Origin of the sequence: Limosilactobacillus urinaemulieris, from assembly GCF_014838745.1 — a bacterium.
GTDB classification, from domain to species: domain Bacteria; phylum Bacillota; class Bacilli; order Lactobacillales; family Lactobacillaceae; genus Limosilactobacillus; species Limosilactobacillus urinaemulieris.
In genome coordinates this window covers 22302-33134 of the sequence record NZ_JABUXR010000017.1, presented here as the reverse complement: position 1 = coordinate 33134, position 10833 = coordinate 22302, and the positions used below count along the sequence as shown (strand labels likewise).

Annotated in this window: 13 protein-coding genes; 4 read left to right on the top strand and 9 right to left on the bottom strand. The window is 38.5% G+C overall.

What is annotated here, in order from left to right; translation table 11 throughout:
- Window positions 1-386 precede the first annotated feature (386 nt).
- Window positions 387-1304 carry a metallophosphoesterase gene (locus HUK45_RS07905; protein ID WP_206683814.1) on the top strand — a complete coding sequence of 306 codons (918 nt, stop codon included), beginning with the start codon at window positions 387-389 and terminating at the stop codon, window positions 1302-1304.
- Window positions 1305-1378: 74 nt separating this feature from the next.
- Here the strand turns inward: HUK45_RS07905 and HUK45_RS07900 are convergent, their stop codons facing one another.
- From HUK45_RS07900 to HUK45_RS07885, 4 genes are all read right to left on the bottom strand, one after another.
- Window positions 1379-1588, bottom strand: a complete 210-nt coding sequence (locus HUK45_RS07900) for a hypothetical protein (RefSeq protein WP_191911876.1) — start codon at window positions 1586-1588, stop codon at window positions 1379-1381.
- Between the two features lie 71 nt (window positions 1589-1659).
- Entirely contained in the window at window positions 1660-3198 is a 1539-nt protein-coding gene (locus tag HUK45_RS07895) for a multicopper oxidase family protein (RefSeq protein WP_191911875.1), read from the bottom strand.
- A gap of 122 nt (window positions 3199-3320) precedes the next feature.
- Complete coding sequence (locus HUK45_RS07890; RefSeq protein WP_191911874.1) at window positions 3321-4364, bottom strand: hypothetical protein; 1044 nt, start codon at window positions 4362-4364, stop codon at window positions 3321-3323.
- Between the two features lie 82 nt (window positions 4365-4446).
- Entirely contained in the window at window positions 4447-5415 is a 969-nt protein-coding gene (locus HUK45_RS07885; protein ID WP_191911873.1) for a DUF3114 domain-containing protein, read from the bottom strand.
- A 209-nt stretch (window positions 5416-5624) separates the two neighbouring features.
- On the opposite strand from HUK45_RS07885, the gene HUK45_RS07880 reads away from it, so the two are divergent.
- Window positions 5625-5942 (top strand): hypothetical protein, encoded by a 318-nt coding sequence (locus tag HUK45_RS07880; RefSeq protein ID WP_191911872.1) that lies wholly within the window; start codon window positions 5625-5627, stop codon window positions 5940-5942.
- Window positions 5943-5980: 38 nt separating this feature from the next.
- On the opposite strand, the gene HUK45_RS07875 is transcribed toward HUK45_RS07880, so the two are convergent.
- Together HUK45_RS07875 and HUK45_RS07870 are read right to left on the bottom strand one after the other, a co-directional pair.
- Window positions 5981-6394 carry an OsmC family protein gene (locus HUK45_RS07875; protein WP_191911871.1) on the bottom strand — a complete coding sequence of 138 codons (414 nt, stop codon included), beginning with the start codon at window positions 6392-6394 and terminating at the stop codon, window positions 5981-5983.
- 18 nt (window positions 6395-6412) lie between these two features.
- Window positions 6413-6850 (bottom strand): OsmC family protein, encoded by a 438-nt coding sequence (locus HUK45_RS07870; protein ID WP_191911870.1) that lies wholly within the window; start codon window positions 6848-6850, stop codon window positions 6413-6415.
- Window positions 6851-6960: 110 nt separating this feature from the next.
- Between HUK45_RS07870 and HUK45_RS07865 the strand changes: the two genes are divergently transcribed.
- Complete coding sequence (locus tag HUK45_RS07865; RefSeq protein ID WP_191911869.1) at window positions 6961-7359, top strand: winged helix-turn-helix transcriptional regulator; 399 nt, start codon at window positions 6961-6963, stop codon at window positions 7357-7359.
- 29 nt (window positions 7360-7388) lie between these two features.
- On the opposite strand, the gene HUK45_RS07860 is transcribed toward HUK45_RS07865, so the two are convergent.
- A complete protein-coding gene (locus HUK45_RS07860; protein ID WP_191911868.1) occupies window positions 7389-8141 on the bottom strand; it encodes an SDR family NAD(P)-dependent oxidoreductase in 753 nt (250 codons plus the stop codon).
- Window positions 8142-8369: 228 nt separating this feature from the next.
- On the opposite strand from HUK45_RS07860, the gene HUK45_RS07855 reads away from it, so the two are divergent.
- Window positions 8370-8603 carry a cytochrome b5-like heme/steroid binding domain-containing protein gene (locus HUK45_RS07855; protein ID WP_191911867.1) on the top strand — a complete coding sequence of 78 codons (234 nt, stop codon included), beginning with the start codon at window positions 8370-8372 and terminating at the stop codon, window positions 8601-8603.
- 107 nt (window positions 8604-8710) lie between these two features.
- On the opposite strand, the gene HUK45_RS07850 is transcribed toward HUK45_RS07855, so the two are convergent.
- Window positions 8711-9364, bottom strand: a complete 654-nt coding sequence (locus tag HUK45_RS07850) for an NAD(P)-dependent oxidoreductase (RefSeq protein WP_191911866.1) — start codon at window positions 9362-9364, stop codon at window positions 8711-8713.
- Window positions 9365-9449: 85 nt separating this feature from the next.
- The gene (locus tag HUK45_RS07845; RefSeq protein ID WP_191911865.1) at window positions 9450-10829 is read right to left on the bottom strand and encodes an APC family permease; all 1380 of its coding nucleotides are present in this window, start codon (window positions 10827-10829) and stop codon (window positions 9450-9452) included.
- Window positions 10830-10833 lie beyond the last annotated feature (4 nt).

The following is a 10833-nucleotide window of genomic DNA, read 5'->3' as shown; positions in this document are numbered from 1 at the left end:
TTAACCGTCACCTAAGTGACAGTTAACATTAATGATTATATCAGATGTCATTTTAGATGTCAATGATTAATTTCAATATTTTTCAAATTAGCTCATCGGTCATCCTCAACAGACAACTTTTGTAGTATATCATCTTTCGTCAAACTAGTCAACAATAAATTTGATTAATTTATCTTAACCAGCAATATCATTATACTTACTTTCAACAATCTTGTCAATATAATATGATATATTTTTCATATTATATTTTTGAAACGTAAGAGCAATATTATTAATGCAATTAAATTGGTATAGCCAATTTAATTTGCTAATTTCAAAAGACAACAGTTAAATACTATATAGGTTCCCTGCCTATTTTGCAAGAGTAAATTTAAAAATAATCATAAATGATTGACGTTCTAACTTCATTTTGTAATGATAACAGTCAAAATCACTCTCTAATATTACGAAAGAAGACGATAGAAATTAAAATTGCAATTAGCAGTGATAACCACTTAGATGTCAATAAGGTAAATATCAATGATGCGTTAAAATTTCAAGCACGCTGGCTTAACGCAAACCATCTTGACTATTACTTATATGCTGGAGATCTTTTCAATGATTTTTTCAAAACAAGATCCTATTTCGAGCACTTACAGCAATTAACGGCAAACACTAAAATTGCCTATATTATTGGCAACCATGATATGTTAAATAATCTTAGTTTTAGTGAAGCAGAACATTCTCATTTTCCATCCTACATTCATAATCAATTCATTGATCTTCCAAATAGTAACTGGCGAATAATCGGAAATAACGGCTGGTACGATTATTCCCTTTCGGCTTATCGCAATCAACTAAAAAAAGTGCAGGCGTGGAAAAACGTTTACTGGCTTGATAGTTCTATTGATCAGCCAATTTCAGATCAAGAAAGAATGGCCACAGTTATTACACAAGTCAAGCATCAATTAAACTTAGCAAAAGAGAATAATAAATCCGTCATTTTTCTTACTCACTTTGCTCCCCGTCACGAACTACTTGCAGCAAAACCTAAAGAAGTTAATACTCCCCGAAGAGAACATTTTTATCAAATGGTAAACGCCATGATGGGGAGTGATCGTCTCGGCAACCTCCTAGAAGATTCAAATGTTGTTCGCTACGTTTTTTATGGTCACCTTCACGGCATTCATCCCCCACTTACCTGCCATGACGTAACATACCTAAATCAGTCAGTCGGGGTTAGCAATAAGCGAATTAATGAATGGCAAAAAGGGAATTTCTATGATCAATGGACGACTACGCTCCGCATAATCAATCTACCATAATACTTAAAACGCCAATTTCAGATCTTTTACCTGAAATTGGCGTTTAATTAATACTTTTATTTTGTGGATCGGAATCAGACATTAATAGTCTTTCCATATTCATCGTTGATCGTGTCGACAACATCCTTAACAGTCATGTCATCTTGAACAACAGTTTCACCATCACGAAGGGTATATTTAACATCTTCATTCAGATTGTTAAAGTCAACATCGTTACCCTTTGCATCAACAAAATCGAACTTACTTGCTTGGAAGTTCTTAAGAGCATCTTGATCAATATTCATGATTAATGCTTCCTTTCACTTCCTATTGTAGTCTTCTTTTTAAAAAGTGAACGATCTTTTTCCACTTTTTTCTACATTTCTTCGCCCATCTTTTTATACGAATCCATTCCGCCGAGCCATAGTTGATCCATTGGAACGTGGCGCTCCTCAGCAAAGGCCTTCATCAATGTCATGTGATTCATTAAATGGTACTTCTTATCAGGATTTGCCGGATCAATTACCTGAAGCTGTGCCATCATTCCGCCATCCTCGTGTTCAATAATGTGGCAGTGATACATAAAGACTCCAGAAACATGGAACCACACTTTAATAACTACGTGTTCACCAGGATTAATGGCAACCGTATCCTTTAATCCTAACTCATTTGGATATGGAGCATGACCATTCCGCAAAATAACTTCGAATGCCGTTCCGTGCATGTGGTAAGGGTGAATCATCCCCGGTGCTGGATTAGTGTTGCAAATATCCCACAACTGGACCTTCCCCATTGGCATCTTATAATCAATCCGGTCCATCTTAAACTTCTTCCCATTCATTGCAACGGTCTCATCCATTCCATCAAGGGTAACATGATGAACTGGCAGATCCGGATCAACAGCTGGATCAGGAGTTTCAAATAGGGTGTCAGGAATCATGGTATTGTCCGGCTTAAATTCATGAATTCGGAACCGCAATAGCGGAACATCATCAGAGTAAAGCGTTACGACATCCCCTGGTTTATATTTGCCAAAATCAACGATGATTTCTTGTCGTTCGGCACAGGTAATCAGTAGTTTCGTCATTTTTACTGGATGAGGAAGCAGACTTAAATCACCAGCAATTTGTGTAAATTCAAGATTATCACTGAAATGCAAACGAAATTCCCGCCGGTTCGCGCCATCTAAGAACCGTAACCGAACCTTCTGTGTTGTCACATCAAAGTACGGATTGATCGTTCCGTTAATCATTGGCGTTGGTCCAGCAACACCATCTGGATCATAGTCTTCACGGTAATTCCATTGATTATTCTCATGGAAGCGCCGGTCTTGTAAAATAACTGGAATATCATCAACTCCATAGTTTCGTGGCAATGGAAGACTGCTTTCATGATCATCTTGAACAATTGCACCAGCAGCAAGTCCATGCCAGACTTGCTCGGCAGTTGATGGACACGGGTGCGCATGGAGCCAAACAAAGGCGGCAGGTTGGTCGATCTTAAAAGTAACGTCACAACTCTCGCCTGGGTACACTGGCGCATGGCATCCACCATCCTCAATTGGCCCTGGAATTGCTAGCCCATGCCAATGAAAAGTGGTAACTTCTGGTAAATGATTAACCAAATGAAGGTGAATGGTCTTCCCCTTCTTAAATACCACCGTTTTTCCTAGAAGCGGTGCATTATATCCCCATGTCTTTGTCTTTTCTCCCGGCATCAATTGCACTTCACCCGTTTGGGCAACGATTGTGTAGTACATATCAGTTGCCGTTTCATTATCGGGTTTCAAAATTTCCGGAATAGTTAATGGCTTTTCTGGTGTCTGTGGTTCTTCTAGTGGTACGTAACCACCGTCATGGTAGTCATACGCTGCCTCATCATAAAAATAATGGTCGATCACTTTTAGTTCACTCATCGATAATCCCTCCAATGACTTTATTCAGTTTCATTATAGTTCTCTCGGCTTGACTTGACCATTTTAATTTCAACACCAAAAAAGCAATCCAAGGATCATCCCCAGGATTGCTTTTAAACTAATTAATCATCGTCTTCCATGTAGTGAAGATCATCAAATTTCTTGTCCGCTTGTTGCTTAGCCAGTTGTGGATTCTGGTAGTAAACGCTTGATGTCCAGTATCCAGCTCCTTCAGCAACCACAAGAACTTTGACTTGCTTACCATTAATGGTTTCGGTATGAATTGCATACGATGAACCATCCCCAGCAGTTTGACACCAACCACGAATATTAAGGAAATGCAAGCCGTGAACATCCACAAAGCGAGCACTTGACCAGTACCGGGTTGCATTTTGGACACTGGTACTAGGGGTATCCCCAGCAAGAAAGGTTGGATCCTGCTTGTACAGGTGGTATTGTTGACCATCTTCACCCAAGATTGTGTTCTTACTAAATGTAATCTTACTATTTGAATTATAGTCTGAGCTGTACCAAGTCCCTTGCATTTCTGCTGGAACGGTAACTGCTTCTTGACGACCATATTGGTGCCCCGTAGTTGTCGAACTACTAGTTGAGCTTGATTGACTACCGGATTGCTTATCAATTACCTGAGCATTCTTTGCTAAATCACCTACTAACTTTGCTTGGCCCTGGTGATTAACGTATGAAGCCATGTCTTGCTTACTAATTGTTGCCAATTTGTGACTAAGTTTCCCCGCCTTAACATTCTGGTAAATATTAACAGTGTTGTCCTTATTGATGGTATAAACTAACCCGGTTGATTTGCCACCAGCGGTTACATCGTAGGCAACTCCTTGACCATTATCACTTAACTTATATTTACTGGTTGAGTATAGGTTAACTTGAAGTCCCTGCTTTTGGGCTTTCTTTGCCATGCTTGCCCAATCGTCACCATATTTGTTCCCGGCATAGGTTGCAATCAGGCTCACCGCTTGTTGTGGTGAAAGGTTATTAGTGCTGACCTTTTCGTTACTCTTTGCTACCAGCAAACTGCTACTGCTGGAAGAAGAGGAATTCTTAACCTGACTGGTCTGCTGACTCCCACAACCTGCTAACAGCAATGCCAGCCCGGCAATCATCAGCTTACTAATACTTTGCGTTTTCATTGGTTATCCTCCAATTAAGATTTAACATTAGTATACAACGCTTCTTTTGACAAATCATAATTGGTTGGCAGATAACTGTTTCCTAAACCACAGCGTACTGTTGATACTGGATCGTTGAACCTAGATAATAATTGATTCCCCAATTAGGCATTTTTGATTGTGCTAAGTGTTCAATGAACGACGAATAAACTTCAGCTCGCCGTGAAAACGGTATTCGTTGCCAAGCCTTCGCATCCTTGACTCCACCTGCCATAATCAGATCCGCAAAACGGCCGCCATGCTGATACTCCCTTGGCGACCGATAAATTTTCTTGGCCCGTTGGCGGAGGAGACTATCTTTAGGCTGTTGGACATCAAGATAATAATGAGTCTTCCGGAGATGGGGATAAACAAAATAGTTACCATGAGGAATCCCATAGTTAAATGATTCGGTATTGGCAATGGATTCTAATTTTGCAATTGAGTAATGTGCTGGATCACTATCAACCTTACCGTCTGCAGTTAACTTATATGAATTCCATTCACTAATAAACTTGCCCCGATCGATATTAATAATAAATTCAACCATTCGTGCAGGATTATTACGAAGCCGCCAAGAATTACGCGTTAGTTGAACTTTCATGTTACGAGGATAAAAGACATCATTCCGTGTTCGGTTGTGATAATTGCTAGCAGTTTCGTAATCTAATCGTATTTTTTGTTTGTGAGCAAAGTTTAATAACCGTTGAAAGTCGTTTTGACCGGAATATTGATGAATATAGTTTAAATAAAACAAGTCAAGATAACTCCGAAAAAGATGAATCTTTCTTCCGAGTTCATCTTCTTTCAATCCGCGAGAAGTCTGGTAGGCATCAATCACTAGTTGACGAAATTTAACAAAAAACGGTGATAGTGGCGAAAGCTCTAATTCTAAATAGGTAGGATCTATTTGGAGAAAGTCATTTTGATCGATTGTAGCAGCAAACTCATCATCAAGTACCATCCTTAATCGGTGCTTAGGTGAAAAATCCGAATCTAAAATTCTCATTAGCTGATTTAGCTTTTCAGTCATCAGGTCCTCCGTCCCTTCTTAAAACAGTGGTTTAAATTTAGCATTAAAATAAGAAGATTATGTAATCAATTCCTTTAAATAATTAATAATATTAAGTATTGCTGATTAGCTAACCGGTTTCCACTTCTTAAATTCCTTCTCAGTAATTGATATTTTTATATTGGCTATTAAAAGATATAAAGTATAATTAACTACAGGAGGGGATTAGAATGTCACTAATGCAAAACACTTCAGAAATTAGTAAGACCGAACAACAAGTTTACTTAATTACCTTAATTCGTAAGAGTCCTGATCTACCAATGTACATCGATAATATGATTTACGAATCAGTTCAATCAGGGCAGAAATTTATGACCAAGCTAGTGGCTGCTTTCTCACGTGCCGGCTACTGTGACAATAAAGTCGATGATGATCATTATGAATTGACTAACGGTCTTGATAAGATTTCATTATCAGGAAAACTAGAAGATGTATTTAAAGATTCAATTTTAATATTGAAGAGAAATAAAGAATCCAATGTTCAGTAAAATGACCGAAAATTGGATTCTTTATTTTATTAATGATCTTATTTAATAATCGTCACTTGGCTCTTAATTGGAACGGTATTTACCAAATTATCACGAACCGGACAGGTATTTTCCATAAATTCAACAAACTTTTCCGTATTTTCTTTCGATTCATCCGTATTAAAATGAGCATCCATTCTTATTTCATCGAATCCTGGACGATCACCATTAATAATCCCATTTAATACCAAGTAGAAGGAACGGTATGTAAAATGCTGTTTCCGGTAAAATGAGCCAGCAACAATTGATTCACAAGCACCAAGCGCACATAACAGCGCTTCTTTCGGAACTAATCCCTCTTCGTATCCGTTTCGTCGTCCTGTTAAATCATATTTAATTTGAAAGTCACGAACTTGTGCTTGGTAAATATTTGCTTCTTCAGTACTAGTAACCCTTGCCTTATATGTTGTCATTTGCTCTTCACTTACTTTCTACTTTGTAGTTACTTGTCCAACAACTATTTTGATTCCATTACGCAAATTATCCATAATCGGTGACTGCTGCTCAACCTTTTGCATAAATGTTGCACACTCTTCCGCAGAAGCAGTGGTCTTAACCTGATAATTAATCCGAATTTCTTGAAGGCCATTCCGTATCTCAGGATTTCCCATAAACCCGCGAGGATCGAGATCTCCTTCCAGTTCGATTGTCATTTGATCGTACTGGAACCCTTCATCTTTTGCTAGTTGTTTGGCAGTAGCTTGCAGAGAAGCACCCAAAGTACTGAGTTCTAATTCGACTGGGTTCATCCCCGTATTAGTTCCACCAGCATTTTTGGGTTCATCAATTGAATAATGTACACCATGAGAATGGGTATCTACCTGAAGCCCCTGGTTAGTTTTACGTGCAGTTGCATTGTAACATTCCATTTGATTATCCTCCCTTAGTTTGTTATCTTCATCATAAATGGTTTCTCACTTTTGGAAAACGTTTTCAAAAATTACTGAGGAACTAAAGAATTTTTGAGGAAGAAGATAAAATGTACCAGCGTAAAATACCTAAAGAATTTTACTGCACTGTGGATTATGCCCTTGATATTTTTGGCGGCAAGTGGAAGCCCCGGTTACTTTGTATTATTGCAAATGACGAGCCGATCCGTTATCAAAAATTAAAGGAACAAATGGAAAACATTTCTGATACCGCACTAGCAGATAGCCTTAAAGAGCTTCAAAATGCCGGAATTGTTAAACGACATCAATTTAACGAAATGCCACTCCGGGTTGAGTATTCTCTAACCGCCAAGGGAGAAACATTAATTCCCGTACTGAACAAGATTTCCGCTTGGGCAATTCAAAATAGTTCCAGTAGCATTTATCAAGGCAAGCATTTCAAGCAAATTCACCAAAAAGCATTCCAAACTAAAAAGAACGGTGACTGATTTTAATTCAATCACTGTTCTTTTTTCTTCTAGAAAATAGTCGGTACCAATCCACCATCTAATCGTAACGCTTCACCAGAGAATGATGAGGAATACGGGCTGGCAACAAAGGCGGTAAAACGGCCAACTTCTTCTGGGCGAATTAACCGTTGGATCTGTGATAGTGGCCGGTGATGCTTCATAAAGTCACTTTCCCATTCTGCTTCAGGAAGTTCAGTATTCTTGTACATATCAGTAAGCATTTGCTGAACTCCTTCAGTTAAAGTTGAGCCCGGCATAATTGTATTGACAGTCACATGTGTTCCCTTGGTTAGCTTTGAAAGACTCTTCGCTAAGGAGAGATTCATCGTCTTAGTCAAACTATACTGTGGCATTACTGCTTCCTCACTAGCAATAAAGATTATCCGACCGAAATTTTCTGCCAGCATCTTTGGCAAATAGAACTTAACATCAATAAACTTTTGCCAAGTTTCTTCAGAAATGTCAAAGTAATTCATTGGTTTAAAAATTCCCATGTTATTAACCAGAATATCAACTTGCGGAAAGGCCTTAAATAGTTTTTGACGCTGAGAATCCTGAGATAGATCATAAGCAGCTGCTTGTGGAGTAGTTTCTGGGAACTTCTTCTTAAGTTCAGCTACCACTTGTTGAACAACTTCAAGCTTTCGCCCATTAACAATAACATTCGTGCCTTCTTTTGCAAGTTCATTGGCAATTGCCTTCCCAATTCCCTTAGTAGAACCAGTTACTAACGCGGTTTTTCCCTTTAATCCAAGTTCCATTATTCGTTCCTCCTCTTGCACTGTCTTTTGTATTATCAATATTTTGCACTAATACTTACTATTTACAAGTAGAAAAATAAATGATCATTATTTTCATAATCTAATTTTATTCTGCACCATCAATTAGTCCACTAATAACCCTTAAAAGCTAAATCTACTTTCTAAGCTAAGTTTGGTGTTATAGTAAAGATACAATAATTTACGTAATAATTAAGGAGGAATCCATTTATGCTAGCTTTTACTCATGACGAATTGGCAAAATACGATGGTCGTGAAGGACGGCCAGGCTACATTGGTGTTAATGGAAATGTCTATGATGTTTCTACAGTTCCTGAATGGCAAGGCGCTGAAGTCCACGGGAGCGTCGTGGGGCATGATTTATCTAGCGTTACCTACCAAGAAGCTGCTCGAAAATACTCACCAATTTCAAAGCTACCTCTAATTGGAAAATTAGTTGATTAAACTATAAATTAAGCAAAAAAATGTGAAACTAAGAATATCAACTTACTTCTTAGCTTCACATTTCTTTTTTATCGATAATGCTTTTAAGTATTCGAAAAGTCAGCGGGTTAATTTCCAGTATTAACTACGGTAAAACGTTCTTGATGATATTGAGGTGCCAAAATCTCACTAACCACGATTTCTGCAACCGTACCAGTTGTTACTTTTGACTCGCCTTGCTCGTTAAAGAGTAATTCATCTTTACCCAGCTTATAGTCAGAAACTGGACCCGGTTCGAAGTTTGCTGCAGGTGAAATTCCAACCCAGTCAACGTCTGTAATTGCCTCAAGATATTGAAGCTCCTTTAACTGTTGACGAGGGGTATTAATCCAATTTTCTGAATCAGGCATCTTTTCAATATCCTTGATAAACAAATGCCGATCGTTACCGGTCTGCAGGCTTCCAGCACCCAGAATAAAGATTAGCCTAATTTTGTCCTTACGCGCAAGACTAATCAACTTCTCAGCAAGTTTAATATGCCGTTCTGCATTAGCCGGATTAGTTCCGTAAGCATCAATAATTACATCAAAACGTGCTAATACACTATCAATTATTACAAAGATATCGCCACTCAATAATTGCGCGTCATCACCAAGAACCTTCTTAGCTTTCCCTTCATGACGAACTATTCCCGTTACGTCTAATCCCGGTTGGGCCGCAGCTAATTTATAAATTGCACTCCCTGCCATTCCAGAAGCGCCAATTATTCCAACTTTAGTCATTGTCCATTGCTCCTTCCCTCATAATTATATTTATAATAACTTTATCATGAGACAAGGAAATTACCAAAGAAAAGGCTTTCGTAAATTACTTTTTCTTCAGCTTTTGCCCCTCTGTGCGAAGTTCTGCCAACCACTTTTCGTGCTGTTCTTCATATTTCCGGTCACCTTTAATAAAGAAGTAAGCGACCGCAGCAAAAATTGCAATGACCGTTCCAACTAACAATGTCTTTGAAGTAAAGTTGGTAACCATATAACAAGAAACAAGTAATGCTAACCCGGGAATCAGGTACTTTCCGGGTAACTCAAAGCCATGCGTTGGATATTCATTGGTATGCTTAAATTTAACAACAGCAAGGATCGTTGGAACATACTGAATAAATGAAGCCAAGACAGTACAATTAACTAAAAAGAGGTAACTTTGAGTAGAAAACAATGCCGAAAGAATTGACGTAAGAATAATTCCAACCCACGGTGCATCATGGCGGTTCTTCTTACCGACGAATTTTGGCAACATTCCATGCTCATTAGCCAATGACGCAATTAACGATGGAGTGTTGAATGAGGCGGAGAAAGCTACCCCAAAGATACTTACTAACATCCCAAAAATAATAATTGCATAACCCCACTGACCAATTGCACTACCGAGCGCATTAGCTAATGGAGTTGAATAGCCACCCAGTTTTACACCAGAAAGACCAACAGCAACCGTCATCATCAAGGCGTCCAAAATAGTGACACTAACCATTACCGCAATCAGTACTCGGGGAATGTTTTTCTCGGGATTATTCATTTGCTGAGCAGCAATTGGTAGAAAAGAAAAACCAGTAAAGAGGTAGAAAATAGGTGTAAAAGCTTCTCCAAAGTGATGAAGAAACGGCATTGGTCCCTTGAGTGCCGCTTGAGGAATTGCTGGCGTAAAATTAGCTTTATGAATAAAAAATACCCCAACAACGATAAAGATGATCAACGTTAGAATCTTAGCAGCTGCCGAAACGTTATTGACTACTTTAACAATACTCCGACCATAGAAGTTAATCAGAGCAAACAGAAGAATTAAGCCAACTGCCCCAATACCATAAACAACGGGGTTTTTAAATACCGGCAAGAAACTTTTGAGAGTTGTTAACAACGCAACAATTTCGGCCGAAAGAGTGCAACAGCCCAGGAACCAGGTAAAGATCCCTAATTCATAACCCGTAAAGCGGCCAAAAGCATGGTAAGAATATAGCCACGCTGCTCCAGACCCAGTAAACCGACTTGACATATCGGCATAACACAAAGCAATTAAAGATACCGTAACAGCAGTACAAAGAAGAACTACGACTGCTGATAAGTTCATGTAGCGATAAATCACTGACGGAAGTAAAAATGTTCCTGAACCAATGACTCCATTAATTCCCAAAAAGTAAATTGAAATAAATGAAAGTTTCTTAGGAATTGACTTTTGACTAGCGATAATAACCACCTCA